Genomic DNA, 15,372 nt, shown 5'->3' on the forward strand with positions numbered 1-15,372 from the left:
GGCTTCCGCGCCGGTTGACTCCGGCGCGGCGGCTTAGTGCAGCGTCTCCCGGGCCAGCTCCGCGGCCTGCCCGATCCAGTCATCCCGCGTCGCCCGGCCGCTGAAACCCTCCAGCGCGCCGTCGACCAGCTCCAGCTCCGCCGCGTCCCAGGCGGCGATCTGGTCGAAATGGAAATAGCCGAGGCCGTTCAGCACCTTCTCGAGCTTCGGCCCGACGCCCTTGATCCGCTTCAGGTCGTCCGCGCCACGCGCCCGCGCATCCGCCAGCGCCGTCGGACGCTCCGCCACGAACAGCGCCGCCTCGGGCTCCGCCACAAATTCAGACCCAGCGACCACCGCCTCCGGCTCCGTTACCGCCTCCGGCGACGCCACCGCTTCCGGCTCCGGCTCCGGCTCCGAGAAATCAGGCACCGGCATCGCCGCGTCGGCCATCGCGGCCGCGGTTTCCAGCACTTCCGCCACCGGCGCGGGCACAACGACCGGGATCTCCGCCGCCGGCGTCAACTCCGCCTCGTCCACCGGCTCGACCACGCGAAGGCGCCGCCGAACCGGCTCGGGTGGCGTCACCTCCGGCGTCGCCGGCCCTGACTTGATCTCGACCGTGCGTTGCCCGAGCTGGCTGAACATCCAGCCCGCCATGGCGAACGGCGCCGCCCCCGCCATCAGCCGCGCCGGCTGACCAGCCCGGTGCATCCGCGCGAAACTTTCCAGCATCGTCTTGCCAGCCAGCGCCGCGACGCCGAAACCGGTCAGCATCCAAAGATGGCCGACGCCAGGCGACCTGTCTCCGCTCATGCCGTCCTCCTCACTTCGGCGCCTTCGTCAGCGCGCGGGCCTGCTCGACCCAATTCTCGCGGCTGACGCGGCCCTTGAACCCTTCCAGATTCTCGTCGACCCAGGCCACCTCCGCCGGCGTCCAGGCGGCGACCTGATCGAAATGGTAATAGCCGAGATGATGCAGCAGCGCCTCGAGCTTCGGTCCGACGCCGCGGATCAGCTTCAGATCGTCCGGCCCCTCTGCCCGCGGCGCATCGAGCCGCTCGGGCTTGACGGCCGCCACGGGTTCCATCACCGCCACCCGCGCCACGCGCGCGCCCCCGACCTCGACCAGCGGCCGCGGCGGATGGTCGCCGGTGATCCGGCTGATCGTATCGCCAAGGCGGGTCGCGATCGTCACCGAGGAATTCGTCGCCTCGGCCATGTCGCCGTCGCGCAGGCTGGTCGGCCCGCCCTTCGGCTCCGACCCGAAGCGCCCGATCTGCGACCCAGGCCGCGGCACCTCGCCACCGACGAACAGGTCAAGCAGATCGTTCAGCCGCTCCGCGGTCAGATCCTCGTAATAGTCCTTGCCGACCTGCGCCATCGGCGCGTTGGCACAGGCGCCGAGGCACTCGACTTCCTCCCAGCTGAACCGCCCGTCCGGCGACAGCTCATGCGCGTGGGGCGCGATCCGCTCCTTGCAGACCTTCACCAGATCCTCGGCACCGCAGATCATGCAGGACGTGGTGCCGCAGACCTGCACATGCGCCACCGTCCCCACCGGGCGGAGCTGGAACATGAAATAGAAGGTCGCGACCTCCAGCACCCGGATGTCGGACATATCGAGCATCCGCGCGATACATTCGATCGCCGGCCGGCTGACCCAGCCCTCCTGCTCCTGCGCCCGCCACAGGAGCGGGATCACCGCGCTCGCCTGCCGGCCCTCGGGATATTTCGCAATCTGCCCGTTCGCCCAATCGAGATTGGCCGGCGTGAAGGCGAAGTTGTCGGGCTGTTCGTCGTGAAGTCGGCGCAGCATCAGCGATCCACCTCGCCAAACACGATGTCCAGAGATCCGAGCGCCGCGGCGACGTCCGCCAGCATGTGCCCCCGGCAGATATGATCCATGGCCGCCAGATGGGAAAAGCCCGGCGCGCGCAGCTTCACCTTCCACGGCTTGTTGGTGCCGTCGGCCACCAGATAGACGCCGAACTCGCCCTTCGGCGCCTCGACCGCGGCGTAGACCTCGCCGGCCGGCACGTGGAAGCCCTCGGTATAGAGCTTGAAGTGATGGATCAGCGACTCCATCGAGCTTTTCATCTCGCCGCGCCTTGGCGGGCTGATCTTGCCGCGGGTCATCACATCCTCACCCTCGCAGGCCCCGAGCTTGTCGATGGCCTGCAGGATGATCTTGGTGCTCTCGTACATCTCCTGCATCCGGCAGAGATAGCGATCGTAGCAGTCGCCGTTCCTACCGACGGGAATCTTGAAGTCGAACTCGTCATAGCATTCGTAGGGCTGCGACCGCCGCAGATCCCAGGCGATGCCGGAGCCGCGCACCATCACGCCGGAAAAGCCGAGCTCCTGGCATTCCTGCTGGCTGACGATGGCGATATCGACATTGCGCTGCTTGAAGATCCGGTTCTCGGTCAGCAGCCCGTCGATATCGTCAAGCTTCGCCGGAAATTCCCTGGCCCATGTCGCAATATCGTCGATCAGGTCGCGCGGCAGGTCCTGATGCACACCGCCCGGCCGGAAATAGGCCGAATGCAGCCGCGCGCCACAGGCCCGCTCGTAGAAGATCATCAGCTTCTCGCGCTCCTCGAACCCCCAGAGCGGGGGCGTGAGCGCACCGACGTCCATCGCCTGCGTCGTGACGTTCAGCAGGTGGTTCAGGATGCGGCCGATCTCGGAATAGAGCACCCGGATCAGCGAGGCCCGGCGCGGCACCGGCGTCTCGGTGAGGCGCTCGATCGCGAGGCACCAGGCATGTTCCTGGTTCATCGGCGCCACATAGTCGAGCCGGTCGAGATAGGGCAGGTTCTGCAGGTAAGTGCGGCTCTCCATCAGCTTCTCGGTGCCGCGGTGCAGCAGCCCGATATGCGGATCGCAACGCTCGACGATCTCGCCGTCGAGCTCCAGAACCAGCCGCAGCACCCCGTGCGCGGCCGGATGCTGCGGGCCGAAGTTGATGTTGAAATTGCGGATGCGCTGCTCGTCCCTCAGGACCTCGGCGGGAATTCCGTCCATGGCCATCTCCTAGAGAACTCCCGTCCGCGGCCGGAAGGCCAGCACCCAGAGCAGGATGATCACGCCGAACGGAACGACGCAGGCCAGCGACCAGAGCGGATTGTACCCCGCCCGTTCGGTCAGCTTCCACATCGGGACGACCGTCACCGCCATGCTGATCAGAACGAGAAGCGTGCCCATCGCTCAGGCCCCCTTCTTCTCGTCACCGGGCAGGATGTATTCCGCGCCCTCCCAGGGGCTCATGAAATCGAACTGGCGATATTCCTGGGTCAGCTTCACCGGCTCGTAGACCACGCGCTTCTGCTCCTCGTCATACCGCACCTCGACATAGCCGGTGGTCGGGAAGTCCTTGCGCAGGGGATGACCGGAAAAGCCGTAGTCGGTCAGGATGCGCCTGAGATCCGGGTGGCCGGAAAACAGCACGCCGTACATGTCGAAGACTTCCCGCTCGAACCAGTTGGCATTCGGAAACTCGGCCAGAACCGACGGCGCGATCTCGTCCTCGCGCAGCTCGGCCTTGACCCGGATGCGCTGGTTCAGATGCATCGACAGCAGGTGATAGACGAGCTCGAATCGCCGTTCCCGCGCCGGCCAGTCGACGGCGGTGATATCGACAAGCGTCGTGAAACGACAGTTGGGATCGGTGCGCAGATAGTTCAGGAAATCCGGTACCGAGGCCAGCGCCACGGTCACCGTCAGCTCGCCCACCCGCGTCTCGGACGCGATGAGCGCGTCCGCCTTTCGCGCGGCGATCGTTTCCTTCAGATCGTCCAGAGCGGTGTCCATTCAAAGTCCCCGAAGCGGTGGCACGTTCCCGAACCGATCGCGCGCGTCAGCGCACGATGGTGCCGGTACGCCGGATCTTTCTCTGCAACTGCAGGATGCCGTAGAGCAGCGCCTCGGCCGTCGGCGGGCAGCCCGGCACATAGACATCGACCGGAACGACCCGATCGCAGCCCCGCACCACGGAATAGCTGAAGTGGTAGTAGCCCCCACCATTGGCGCAGCTGCCCATCGAGATGACGTAGCGCGGCTCCGGCATCTGGTCATAGACCTTGCGCAACGCCGGCGCCATCTTGTTGGTCAGCGTGCCGGCGACGATCATCAGGTCGCTCTGCCGCGGGCTGGCGCGCGGCGCCGTGCCGAACCGCTCGAGATCGTAGCGCGGCATCGAAGTATGCATCATCTCGACCGCGCAGCAGGCGAGTCCGAAGGTCATCCAGTGCAGCGAACCGGTGCGCGCCCAGTTGATCGCGGCGGCCGTCGAGGTGACGAGAAAGCCCTTGTCCGCCAGTTCGTCGGCCAGCATCCGCGCGGCGACCTCCTTGTCGGGTCCGGCCTGCGTCGCGAGCGCCGGCGACGGTTCCATCACTCCCATTCCAGCGCCCCCTTCTTCCATTCGTAGGCAAAGCCGATGGTCAGCACCGCGAGGAACACAATCATCGACCAGAAGCCGAAATCGCCGAGGTTCTGGAAGCTGACCGCCCATGGGAACAGGAAGGCCACCTCGAGGTCGAAGATGATGAACAGGATCGACACGAGATAGAACCGCACGTCGAACTTCATCCGCGCGTCGTCGAAGGCGTTGAAGCCGCATTCGTAGGCCGAGACCTTCTCGGGATCGGGATTGCTGATCGCGGCGAGAACGGCCGCGAGCAGGAGGACGAGACCGAGAACGATGGCCAGCGCGAGAAAGATGAGGATCGGCAGGTATTCCCGCAAGAGATCGTCCACGACCGCCCTCCTCCACCAATGTCGCGCCGGCCACCAGGCCCCCCGCGACGAAACCCCAGAGAGGAATATCCACCATGTCGCAAGACGTCAACCAGACCCGGGCCTCAATGAGATGAATCCGTCAGCCCGCGATCACCCGAAGCCCGTGTAAACCATAGTAAATTTGTCAGGAAACCCGCCGCCGCGGCCGCCCGCGCCCTCCGGTCGGGCGCGAACCCGCGGCCAGCGCCGGAAGGGCGCCGCCCCTACTCCGCGGCCTCGGCGTAGCTTTCGATCGGCGGGCAGGAGCAGATCAGGTTGCGGTCGCCCCAGACATTGTCGACCCGGTTCACCGGCGCCCAATATTTGTCCACCCGGAAGGCGCCCGGCGGATAGCAGGCCTGTTCGCGGCTGTAGGGCCGATCCCACTCGCCGACCAGATCCTCGACCGTGTGCGGGCTCCGGCTCAGCGGATTGTTCACCGGATCCATCCGCCCGCCCTCGATGGCCCGCGCCTCCTCGCGGATCGCCAGCATCGCGGTGCAGAATCGGTCGAGTTCGGCCTTCGGCTCGCTTTCGGTCGGCTCGATCATCAGCGTGCCGGCGACCGGCCAGCTCATCGTCGGCGCGTGAAAGCCGCAGTCGATCAGGCGCTTGGCCACGTCGTCGACGCTGACCCCGGCCAGATCCTTCAAGGGTCGGGTATCGACGATGCATTCATGCGCGACCCGGCCCTTGCCCGAGGAATAGAGAATCGGGTAGGCGCCGCGCAGCCGGGCCGCGATGTAGTTCGCGTTCAGGATGGCGATCTTCGTGGCCTGGGTCAGCCCGGCCCCGCCCATCATCAGGCAATAGGCCCAGGAGATCGGCAACAGCGAGGGCGAGCCGAAAGCCGCCGCGCTGACCCGCCCGGCACCGCCCGGCCGGCCGGGCAGGAAAGGCGCCAGATGCGCCTTGACGCCGATCGGCCCCATGCCGGGACCGCCGCCTCCATGCGGGATGCAGAAGGTCTTGTGCAGGTTCAGATGACTCACGTCCGATCCGAAGTCGCCCGGTCGCGCCAATCCGACCAGCGCGTTCATGTTGGCCCCGTCGAGATAGACCTGGCCGCCATGGGCGTGGGTGATCTCGCAGACCTCGCGCACCGTCTCCTCGAAGACGCCGTGGGTCGAGGGATAGGTCACCATGCAGGCGGCGAGCGTCGCCGAATGCGCTTCGGCCTTGGCCCGGAAATCGGCGAGATCGATGTCGCCGTTCGGCGCCGAGGCGACCGGCACCACCTTCATCCCCGCCATCTGCGCGCTGGCGGGATTCGTCCCATGCGCCGACACCGGAATCAGGCAGACGGTGCGCTCGGCCTCGCCCCGGCTGAGATGCCAGGCGCGGATGGTGAGCAGGCCGGCGTATTCGCCCTGCGCGCCCGAGTTCGGCTGCATCGAGATCGCGTCGTAGCCGGTGATCCGGCAGAGCTTCTCGGCGAGATCGGCGATCAGTTCGACATAGCCCTGCGTCTGATCGACCGGCGCCATCGGGTGAATGTCGGCGAATTCCGGCCAGCTGACCGGCATCATTTCGGCCGTGGCATTGAGCTTCATGGTGCAGGAGCCGAGCGGGATCATCGCGCGATCAAGGGCGAGGTCGCGATCAGCGAGCCGGCGCATGTAGCGCGTCATCTCCGCCTCGGCCCGGTTCATGTGAAAGATCGGGTGGGTGAGGTACGGACTCTCGCGGATCAGCCCTTTCGGCAGCCGGTATTCCTCGTCGAGATCGCGGTCGATCATGTCGCCGCCGAACGCCGCCCAGACGGCTTGCGTATGTTCGCGCCGGGTCCGCTCGTCGAGTGTGATCCCGATCCGGGTCGCGCCGACCGCGCGGAGATTGATCCCCCGTTCGGCGGCCGCCTTCAGCACCACGCCCTGAAGCGCGCCGACCTCGACGGTGATCGTGTCGAAGAAGGCTTTCGGTTCCACGACGAAGCCGAGTGATTCGAGACCCTTGGCCAGCCGCACGGTCTTGCGGTGGATGCGCTGGGCGATCGCCTTCAGCCCTTCCGGCCCATGGAACACCGCGTACATCGAGGCCATGACCGCCAGCAGCGCCTGCGCCGTGCAGACGTTGGAGGTCGCCTTCTCGCGGCGGATATGCTGCTCGCGGGTCTGCAGCGCCAGCCGGTATGCCCGGTTGCCGCGCGCGTCGATCGAGACGCCGACGATCCGCCCCGGCATCACCCGCTTCAGCGCGTCCTTCACCGCCAGGTAGCCCGCGTGCGGACCGCCGAATCCCACCGGCACGCCGAACCGCTGCGTGGTGCCGACGGCGATATCCGCGCCCATCTCGCCCGGCGGGGTCAGCAGCGTCAGCGCCAGCGGATCGGCCGCCACGCAGGCGAGCGCCCCAGCGCCATGCAGGGCCGCGATCGGCTCGCGGAAGTCACGCGCGTGACCGAAGGTGCCGGGATACTGGAAGATCGCGCCGAACACCGCCGCCGGATCGAGGTCGGTGAACGGATCGCCGACGACAACCCGCCAGCCGAGCGGCGCGGCGCGGGTCTCGATCACCTCGATGGTCTGGGGGTGGCAGTCCTGATCGACGAAGAAGGCCGTCGCCTTCGATTTGGACGCCCGCTGGCACAAAGCCATCCCCTCGGCCGCGGCCGTGCCTTCGTCGAGCAGGCTCGCATTCGCCACGTCGAGCCCGGTCAGGTCGCAGACCATGGTCTGGTAGTTGAGCAGGGCCTCGAGGCGCCCCTGGCTGATCTCGGGCTGATAGGGGGTATAGGCGGTATACCAGGCCGGATTCTCGAATATATTCCGCTGGATGACCGGCGGTGTTACCGTGCCGTGATAGCCTTGGCCGATCAGGCTCGTCAGCACCTTGTTCTTGGCGGCCGTCAGCCGCAGCCGGTGCAGCGCCGCCTGCTCGCTCAACGCCGGGCCCCAGTCCAGCGGCTCGGTCTGCCGGATCGCGGCCGGCACGGTCTCGTCGATCAGCGCATCGAGGCTCGGCGCGCCAACCACCCGCAGCATCTCGGCGATCTCCGCCGGGCTCGGGCCGATATGGCGGCGGTTGGCGAAGTCATAGGGGTGGTAAACCGATTCCTCGAAGCCCATCGTCACTCCTCAGGCGATATATTCCTGGTACGCTTCCTCATCCATCAGCGTCTCGAGCTCGCCCGGATCGTTCAGCGTCATCTTGAAGAACCAGCCGTCCTCCATCGGATCCTCGTTGACGAGCGCGGGATTGGCGACGATCGCCGGGTTCACTTCGGTGATCACTCCGTCGAGCGGCGCGGCGATGTCGCTCGCCGCCTTGACCGACTCGATGGTCACGATCTCATCGCCCCTGGCGACGGTCACGCCCTCCTCGGGCAACTCGATGAACACCAGATCGCCAAGCTGTTCGGCCGCGTGCTCGGTGATCCCCACGACCACCTCGTCGCCATCGACCTTCAGCCACTCGTGCTCCTCGGTGTATTTCAGCATCCAGTCTCTCCGTGGCAGGAAACGTCGGGGGCTCAGCCCCGCTTGTAGGTTGGCTTGACGAACGGCGGCTTGGCGACGATCACCGGGACGAACTTGCCCCGCAGCGCCGCGAGAAGCCGCGTGCCGGGCGCGGCGAATTCGGTGCCGACATAGCCCATGGCGACCGGCGCGCCGAGGCTGGGGCCGAAGCCGCCGGAGGTGATGGCGCCGATCGACGCTCCGCCCTCCTCGGCGAAGATCTCGACGCCCTCGCGGATCGGCGCCCGGCCCTCGGGCAGCAACCCGACCCGCCGACGCGCGGCGCCGGCGGCGATCTGGTCGAGAATCACGGCCGCGCCGGGAAATCCGCCGCCGCGCGCGCCACCCCGGCGACGCGCGGGCTGGATCGCCCATTCCAGCGCCGCCTCGACCGGCGTCGTCGCCGTGTCGATATCGTGGCCATAGAGGCAGAGCCCGGCTTCGAGCCTGAGCGAATCTCGGGCGCCAAGCCCGACGGGCAGCACCGCCTCGTCGGCGAGCAGCAGATCGGCCAGATCCCGCGTCTGGCCCGACGCGACCGAGATCTCGAACCCATCCTCGCCGGTATAGCCCGAGCGCGACACCAGCGCCGGGATACCGCCAAGGCGCAGCTCGCGGAAATCCATGAACCGCATGGTGGCGACATCCGGGTTGAGCGGCGTCAGTACCGCCTCGGCCTTCGGCCCCTGCAGCGCGATCAGCCCGCGCTCCAGCGGCTCGACCTCGCAGACCTCGCCGATCGCTTGCTCCAGATGCGCGGCGTCCGCCTCCTTGCAGGCGGCGTTGACCACCAGGAACAAGTGATCGCCGCGGTTGGCGAACATCAGATCGTCGAGAACGCCACCTTCGTCGTTGGTGAAGAGCCCATAGCGCTGCCGCCCCTCGGGCAGGCCGGCGACATCCATCGGGATCAGGCTTTCCAGCGCCGCCACCGCGTCGGACAGTGTGCCCGACCGCGGGCGCAAGGCGATCTGGCCCATATGGCCCACGTCGAACAGGCCGGCGGCGGCGCGCGTGTGCAGATGCTCCTTCAGGATGCCGGAAGGATACTGGACCGGCATGTCATAGCCGGCGAAGGGCACCATGCGGGCGCCCAGGGAGAGATGCAGCGCGTGGAGCGGCGTGACCCTCGAATCCGTCGTCTGAGCGTCCGTGGTCGCCTCCCGCCGCCTGCGCGCATCGCGCTTCAAACCCCGCCGCGCCCGAACTATTGGCGTGGCCCACGGGGAGCGAGCCCCGGCGCTTGCGACTTTAGGCGGGGTTCCGCGTCGCCGCAAGGCCACCCCCCGGCAATCGCTTTTGGCGCGGCGCTCACGCTCGATCCATCCGCCAACGATATGGCGCGCGGGATACGGATCTCTCCGAACCGCTGAACCGTGACGGTGGGGATTGCGAGGCAAGGAGGAAGCGGCGAAATGCGATGGCTCTCCCGCCGGTCCCCTAAAGCTTGCGATAGGTCATCACCACGCCCGGATCGTCCGGCGCGTGCTCGATCCGGAACCCGAGCTTCCCGATCAGGGCGTGCATCCCCCGGTTCTCGGTCAGCACCATCCCTTCAAGCTCGCGCAGGCCGTCGGCCTTGGCATAGTCGATGAGCAGCGAAAGCAGCCCCCGTCCGAGGCCGCGGCCCTTGAGATCGCTCCGCACCAGCAGCGCGTATTCCGCCGAGCGATGATCCGGGTCGCAGCTCATGCGCGACACGCCCGCCAGGGCGCCATCCGGCCCGATGGCGACGAAGGCCATCTCGCGGTCATAGTCGAGCTGGCTCATCCGCACCACGTCGGCCTCGGTGAAGTTGTGCCGGGGCGCGAGAAAGCGCGAGCGGATGTCCGCCGGGGCGATCCGCGCCAGAAAGTCAGGATAGAGGATCGCATCCGCCGGCAGGATCGGCCGCAGCACATAGTCGCCGTCCTGTGTCGGATGCACCCGCCGCCAGCCGCTCGGATAGGGCCGAATCGCCAGATGCGGATTGGGCGCCGAACGTTCGACCTCGGTCGGATCGATCTCGATCAGCGCGTCGAGCGCCACCACCCGGTCGTGGTCGGCGATGAGCGGATTGACATCGACCGCGCGCAGGCAGGGGAAATCCTCAACCATGTGCGACAGCGCCAGCAGCGCGCCGATGACCCCCGCCTCGTCGGCGGGCGGTCGGCCGCGATAGCCGGCGAGCAGCGCGCCGACCCGCGTCTGGGAGATGAGATCCGCCGCCAGACGCGAATCGAGCGGCGGAAGGGCGATCGCCGTGTCGCGGACGACCTCGACCGCGACGCCGCCCGCGCCGAACAGGATCACCGGGCCGAACACCGGATCGTACGAAATGCCGACGATCAGTTCCTGCGCCTCGCGCCGGTCGATCATCGGTTGCAGAACGAAGCCTTCGAGCACCGCCTCCGGCAGCGCCTTTCGCAGCCGCCGCGCGATGCCCCGCGCCGCCGTCTCGGCCTGCGCCGGCGAGGTGACGCCGAGCACGACGCCGCCGATATCGGACTTGTGGCCGACGTCGCGCGACAGGATCTTGACGACGAGCGCGCCCTCGGTTTCCCCGAGCATGTCGCGTGCGAGGTCGCGCGCCGCCTCCGGCGTCGCCGCGATCCTCAAGTCCGGCACCGGCAGGCCATAGGCGGCGAGCGCGGCCCCCGCCTCGGGTTCGGTCAGCAGCGTCCGACCCTCCGCCGCCACCGCGCGGAAGATCGCACGCACCCGCTCGCGCGCGTCGGCCGGCGTCCCGCTCTGCGCCTCCTCCTGCGCGCGGTCGGGGACCCGCGACAGCGCGGCCTGGGCGCGGCCCCAGTTCGTCAGATGGCCGACCGCCGCCGCCGCCGTCGCCGGATTGTCATAGCTCGCGACGCCAGCGCCCCGCAGGATGCCGCGCGCCGCCGCCGCCGAAGTCCCGCCGAGCCAGCAGGAGAGCACCGGCTTGCGTCCGATCATGCCCTTCGTCACCCGCCCCGCCACGGCGCGCGCGGCTTCCGTGGAATCGGCGAGGCCCGAGGGGCAGTTCATCACCAGCACCACGTCGACCCCGTCATCGGCGGCCACCGCCGACAGCGCCGCGAGATAGCGCTCGGGCGAGGCGTCCGCGATGATATCGAGCGGATTTGCCCGGCTCCAGCTCGGCGCCATGTCGGGCTCGAGCGCCGCCAGCGTCGCGTCCGACAGATCGGCGAGCACTCCGGCGCCCTCGATCAACCGATCGACGGCCAGCACCCCGGCGCCGCCGCCGTTGGTGACGATGCCGAGCCGTGCGCGGGCGAGCGGCCGGAAGCGCGCCACGGTCTCGGCGGCGGAGAAAAGCTCGCTCAGCCCGCCGACGCGCAGGATGCCGGCGCGGCGCAGCGCCGCCTCGACCACCGCGTCGGCGCCAGAGAGCGCGCCGGTGTGGGTCGCCGCCGCCTTGGCCGCGCGCTCCGATCGCCCGGCCTTGATCACGATCACCGGCTTCAGCCGCGACAGCGCCCGCGCGGCGGAGAGAAACTTGCGCGGATTGGGAATGCTCTCGAGAAAGATCAGCACGCCCCGCGTGTGGCCATCGCCGGCGAGCAGGTCGAGATAGTCGCCGACATCGACATCCGCCATGCCGCCGAGCGAGACGACCTGCGAAAAACCGATGCCGCGCATCGCCGCCCAGTCGACCGCCGCCGTCGCAATCGAACCGGACTGCGACAGCAGCGCCAGCTGGCCCGGTTCGGCGCCCATATGCGCGAAACTCGCGTTCAGCCGCGCGGTCGGCACGATCAGCCCGACCGAATCCGGCCCGATCACCCGCAGGATATAGGGCCGCGCCGCTTCGAGCATGCGCTGGCGCAGGCCGTTGGCACGGGTGATGCCGCTGGTCGCCACCACCGCGACGCGGCAGCCCCTGTCGCCGAGCCCGTCGATGATCTCCGGCACCCCCGCCGCCGGCGACAGGACCACGGCGAGATCCGGCGCCTCGGGCAAATCGGCGACGTCGGCGAAGCAGGGCAGGCCCGCCACCGTGCCATGCTTGGGATTGACCGGCCAGACCGGCCCGGGAAAGCCGCCGGACAGGATATTGCCCATCACCACCGCGCCGACCGAGCCCGGCCGGTCGGACGCGCCCACCACGGCGACCGACCGCGGATGCAGCGTGAAATCGAGATTTCGAACGGTCACGCGGCGCCTTCCTGCGCGCTCGCGCGCGTCTCCCCCGGCCACCCCTGCGCCGACGCAAGCAGTCTACCGCGCCGCAACAGAAATGACAGGCGCTTTTCCTTTCCCGTGCGAGATATTATCCGGGGCCGATCCCGAACGAGGGCGCGCGAGCCATGCACGAAATCCTGACCTCCTCCCAGATGCGCGAGGCCGACCGGCGCGCGATCGCCGGCGGCGTGCCCGGCATCGCGCTGATGGAGGCCGCCGGCCGGGCGGTGGCCGAAGCGGCGTCGCGGCTGGTGCCCGCCGGGCCGGCGCTGGTGCTGGCCGGGCCGGGCAACAACGGCGGCGACGGCTTCGTCGCGGCGCGTCTGCTGGCCGAGGCGGGGCGCGAGGTCTCGGTGTTCCTGCTCGGCGATCCCGAGCGACTGACCGGCGACGCCCGCCTCGCCTTCGAGCGCTGGGCCCGCCCGGCGTCGCCCGCCACCGCCGACCTCCCCCCCGCCGCCGTGGTCATCGACGCGCTGTTCGGCACGGGGCTCCAGCGCCCGCTGACCGGCCTGCCGGCCGATCTGGTCGCGGCGATGGACCGCCACCCGGCGCCGGTGATCGCGGTCGATGTGCCGAGCGGCCTCGACGCGGACTCCGGTCAGCCGCTCGGCGCCGCGCCCCGCGCCGCGGCGACCGTCACCTTCTTTCGCCCCAAGCCCGGCCACCTGCTCTATCCCGGCCGCGCGCTGTGCGGCGCGCTCACGCTGGCGGATATCGGCATTCCCGACGCGGTGCTGGACGGGCTCGGCGTCTCGATCTTCGAAAATACCCCGGAGCTCTGGCCGGAGGCGCCGGTCCGGCCGAGCTCCGAAGGGCACAAGTACAACCGCGGCCACGCGATCGTGGTCTCCGGCCCGCTCCACCGCACGGGTGCCGCGCGTCTCGCCGCGGACGCGGCGCTCCGGGCCGGGGCCGGGCTGGTGACGCTGGCCAGCCCCGGCTCCGCCCTCGCGGTCAACGCCGCGCATTTGACGGCGGTGATGCTCGCTCGAGTGAACGACGCCGCCGCGCTCGCCACGCTGCTCGCCGATCCGCGCCACGGCGCCGTCGCGCTCGGCCCCGGACTCGGCACCGGGGCGGATCAGCGCGCGCTCGTGCTCGCCGCGCTCGCCTCGCCCGCCGCCGCCGTGCTCGACGCCGACGCGCTCACCGCCTTCGCCGCCGATCCCGAAACGCTGTTCGCCGCCATCGGCGCGCGGGCGGCGCCGGTCATCCTCACGCCGCACGACGGCGAGTTCGCGCGGCTCTTCCCCGATCTCGCCGCCCTCCCCGCGAAGACCGAGCGGGCAGCGGCCGCCGCCGCCCGCTCCGGCGCCACGCTGATCCTGAAGGGCGCCGACAGCGTGATCGCCGCGCCGGACGGCCGGCTCGCGATCAATGGCAACGCACCGCCCTGGCTCGCCACGGCGGGATCGGGCGACGTGCTCGCCGGCATCGCCGCCGGGCTCGCGGCCCAGCGACTGCCCGGCTGGCCGGCCGCCGCCGCCGCCGTCTGGCTGCATGGCGCGGCGGGCGCGGAAGCCGGCCCCGGCCTCATCGCCGAGGATCTAGCTCCCGCGCTGCGGCCGGTCCTCGCCACCCTCTGGCGCGCCCGGGAAGATCGAGGCCCGCCTACCCCCCGGCCAGCGGTGGCGACGACCTGAGCGAACGCGACCTCGATTCGGTGAACAGATCCTCGACATCGAAGGTCGAGGCGTTGCCCAGGTCGTCGAAATGCTCGGCGATCCAGAGATCGGCCCAGCGCCGGCCCCTATCGAAAAGCACGGTGAGATACTCCCATTCGGCGCTGAGCTTGCTCGAGGCCGCGAGATCCTGCACCTCCTCGTCGACATGGATCATGTGGAGGTAAAGGGCGTGGGCGCCGAGATCGGTCTTGTCCCCGGCGCCGAAACGCACCGCCATCCTCTGCGCCAGGGCCAGTGTCCGCAACTCCTTGACGAGACTGGTATTGAAGCTGATCTCGTTCGCGCGATTGATGATGTCGCGCGCCGATCTCGGCAGCCGCTCGCGATAGATCGGATTGATCTGCACGATGATGATATCCGGGCTCGCATCGTTCATGACCAGCGGATAGAGCGCGGGATTGGCCGAGAAACCGCCGTCCCAATAGGCCTCGCCGCCGATCTCCACCGCCTTGTACATCTGCGGCAGGCAGGCCGAGGCCAGCACCGCGTCGGCGCTGAGCTCGCCCGTCGAGAAGACCCGCGGCAATCCGCTGCGCACATTGGTCGCGGTGACATGCGCCCGGATGCCGTCCAGGCGGTTCACAAGGTCGAAATCGACCCGCGCCGCGATCAGGTCGCGCAGCGGATTGATATCGAAGGGATTGAGATCATAGGGAGAATAGAGCCGACTGATACCTTCCATCAGCAGATAGCCCGGCGAGAGATCGAGACTGTAGCTGCCGCGCATCCGATCCCACCAGGTCCGCTGCGCCGGCGAGAAGCGCGCGGCGTCGCTGACCGCCTTCCAGAAGGCGCGCAAATCCGCCCGCGCGGCCTCGGCGCCGCCTCGGGCGAAGCCACCGGCGAGCACGACGGCGTTCATCGCCCCCGCGCTGGTACCGCTCACCTCGGCGATGCGCAGCCGCGGCTCCTCGAGCAGCCGGTCGAGCACGCCCCAGGTCAGGGCGCCGTGCGAGCCCCCGCCCTGCAACGCGAGATTGACGGGTTTCGGCGTGTTCGTCACGGGCGAGGCTCCTGTCCAACCGTGTGTCCGGCGCATCCCATAGCACGCGTGACAACATGGCGCGCGTGACAACGCGACGCGCTTGTGCCGCGGCGCAGCATAGATACCCCGCCCCATTATCGTCGCAAGCGTGATCCCCCCGCCCGCCGCCACGTCGCGCCGGACGCGGAACGCCCCGCCACCGCGCTCCCTTCGCTGACCCGGGGCTCAGCCCTCCAGTGCGCCGGAAGCCCCGCGGGAACCCGCCGCCGCTCGGCTTCTTCCAGTTTCATATTGGCAGAATTCCTATCGGGCAGGA

13 protein-coding genes are annotated in these 15,372 nt (G+C 69.0%); 1 reads left to right on the forward strand and 12 read right to left on the reverse strand.

The genetic code is table 11. From position 1 onward, the window contains the following. Window positions 1-33 precede the first annotated feature (33 nt). The 11 genes from Q0480_RS09195 to Q0480_RS09245 all read right to left on the reverse strand — a co-directional run bounded on the left by Q0480_RS09195 (window position 34) and on the right by Q0480_RS09245 (window position 12,356). Window positions 34-795 (reverse strand): hypothetical protein, encoded by a 762-nt coding sequence (locus Q0480_RS09195; protein WP_299132242.1) that lies wholly within the window; start codon window positions 793-795, stop codon window positions 34-36. A gap of 10 nt (window positions 796-805) precedes the next feature. Next, window positions 806-1,798, reverse strand: a complete 993-nt coding sequence (gene nuoE, locus Q0480_RS09200) for an NADH-quinone oxidoreductase subunit NuoE (RefSeq protein ID WP_299132244.1) — start codon at window positions 1,796-1,798, stop codon at window positions 806-808. After that, entirely contained in the window at window positions 1,798-3,009 is a 1,212-nt protein-coding gene (locus Q0480_RS09205; RefSeq protein ID WP_299132246.1) for an NADH-quinone oxidoreductase subunit D, read from the reverse strand. The genes nuoE and Q0480_RS09205 overlap by 1 nt, the downstream gene beginning before the upstream one ends. Window positions 3,010-3,018: 9 nt before the next feature. Continuing rightward, the gene (locus Q0480_RS09210; RefSeq protein ID WP_299132248.1) at window positions 3,019-3,189 is read right to left on the reverse strand and encodes a hypothetical protein; all 171 of its coding nucleotides are present in this window, start codon (window positions 3,187-3,189) and stop codon (window positions 3,019-3,021) included. Window positions 3,190-3,192: 3 nt separating this feature from the next. Beyond that, window positions 3,193-3,795 (reverse strand): NADH-quinone oxidoreductase subunit C, encoded by a 603-nt coding sequence (locus Q0480_RS09215; protein ID WP_299132250.1) that lies wholly within the window; start codon window positions 3,793-3,795, stop codon window positions 3,193-3,195. Window positions 3,796-3,841: 46 nt separating this feature from the next. Beyond that, window positions 3,842-4,378, reverse strand: coding sequence for an NADH-quinone oxidoreductase subunit B family protein (locus Q0480_RS09220; protein WP_299132277.1), 537 nt, complete (start codon window positions 4,376-4,378; stop codon window positions 3,842-3,844). Beyond that, on the reverse strand, window positions 4,378-4,743 hold the full coding sequence (locus Q0480_RS09225; protein WP_299132279.1) for an NADH-quinone oxidoreductase subunit A: 366 nt from the start codon (window positions 4,741-4,743) through the stop codon (window positions 4,378-4,380). Before Q0480_RS09225 ends, Q0480_RS09220 begins: the two co-directional genes overlap by 1 nt. A gap of 245 nt (window positions 4,744-4,988) precedes the next feature. After that, window positions 4,989-7,832, reverse strand: a complete 2,844-nt coding sequence (gene gcvP / locus Q0480_RS09230; RefSeq protein ID WP_299132280.1) for an aminomethyl-transferring glycine dehydrogenase — start codon at window positions 7,830-7,832, stop codon at window positions 4,989-4,991. A gap of 9 nt (window positions 7,833-7,841) precedes the next feature. Beyond that, a complete protein-coding gene (gcvH, locus tag Q0480_RS09235; protein ID WP_299132290.1) occupies window positions 7,842-8,201 on the reverse strand; it encodes a glycine cleavage system protein GcvH in 360 nt (119 codons plus the stop codon). 35 nt (window positions 8,202-8,236) lie between these two features. After that, window positions 8,237-9,412, reverse strand: a complete 1,176-nt coding sequence (gene gcvT / locus Q0480_RS09240) for a glycine cleavage system aminomethyltransferase GcvT (protein ID WP_299132282.1) — start codon at window positions 9,410-9,412, stop codon at window positions 8,237-8,239. A 250-nt stretch (window positions 9,413-9,662) separates the two neighbouring features. Then, window positions 9,663-12,356 (reverse strand): acetate--CoA ligase family protein, encoded by a 2,694-nt coding sequence (locus Q0480_RS09245; RefSeq protein WP_299132284.1) that lies wholly within the window; start codon window positions 12,354-12,356, stop codon window positions 9,663-9,665. 152 nt (window positions 12,357-12,508) lie between these two features. Here Q0480_RS09245 and Q0480_RS09250 point away from each other — a divergent pair, with 152 nt between their 5' ends. Further along, window positions 12,509-14,029 carry an NAD(P)H-hydrate dehydratase gene (locus Q0480_RS09250; protein ID WP_299132286.1) on the forward strand — a complete coding sequence of 507 codons (1,521 nt, stop codon included), beginning with the start codon at window positions 12,509-12,511 and terminating at the stop codon, window positions 14,027-14,029. Here Q0480_RS09250 and Q0480_RS09255 read toward each other — a convergent pair. Next, window positions 13,998-15,074, reverse strand: a complete 1,077-nt coding sequence (locus Q0480_RS09255) for a patatin-like phospholipase family protein (RefSeq protein WP_299132288.1) — start codon at window positions 15,072-15,074, stop codon at window positions 13,998-14,000. The genes Q0480_RS09250 and Q0480_RS09255 overlap by 32 nt on opposite strands. Window positions 15,075-15,372 lie beyond the last annotated feature (298 nt).

It is taken from the genome of uncultured Amaricoccus sp. (assembly GCF_937891315.1).
Lineage (GTDB): Bacteria > Pseudomonadota > Alphaproteobacteria > Rhodobacterales > Rhodobacteraceae > Amaricoccus.

What these genes read in the sequence shown, in the direction of transcription:
- Q0480_RS09210 (WP_299132248.1), bottom strand. Translation starts at nt 3,189, where the DNA reads ATGGGCACGCTTCTCGTTCTGATCAGCATGGCGGTGACGGTCGTCCCG.
- Q0480_RS09195 (WP_299132242.1), bottom strand. Translation starts at nt 795, where the DNA reads ATGAGCGGAGACAGGTCGCCTGGCGTCGGCCATCTTTGGATGCTGACC.
- Q0480_RS09205 (WP_299132246.1), bottom strand. Translation starts at nt 3,009, where the DNA reads ATGGACGGAATTCCCGCCGAGGTCCTGAGGGACGAGCAGCGCATCCGC.
- Q0480_RS09250 (WP_299132286.1), top strand. Translation starts at nt 12,509, where the DNA reads ATGCACGAAATCCTGACCTCCTCCCAGATGCGCGAGGCCGACCGGCGC.
- nuoE (WP_299132244.1), bottom strand. Translation starts at nt 1,798, where the DNA reads ATGCTGCGCCGACTTCACGACGAACAGCCCGACAACTTCGCCTTCACG.
- Q0480_RS09215 (WP_299132250.1), bottom strand. Translation starts at nt 3,795, where the DNA reads ATGGACACCGCTCTGGACGATCTGAAGGAAACGATCGCCGCGCGAAAG.
- gcvP (WP_299132280.1), bottom strand. Translation starts at nt 7,832, where the DNA reads ATGGGCTTCGAGGAATCGGTTTACCACCCCTATGACTTCGCCAACCGC.
- Q0480_RS09220 (WP_299132277.1), bottom strand. Translation starts at nt 4,378, where the DNA reads ATGGAACCGTCGCCGGCGCTCGCGACGCAGGCCGGACCCGACAAGGAG.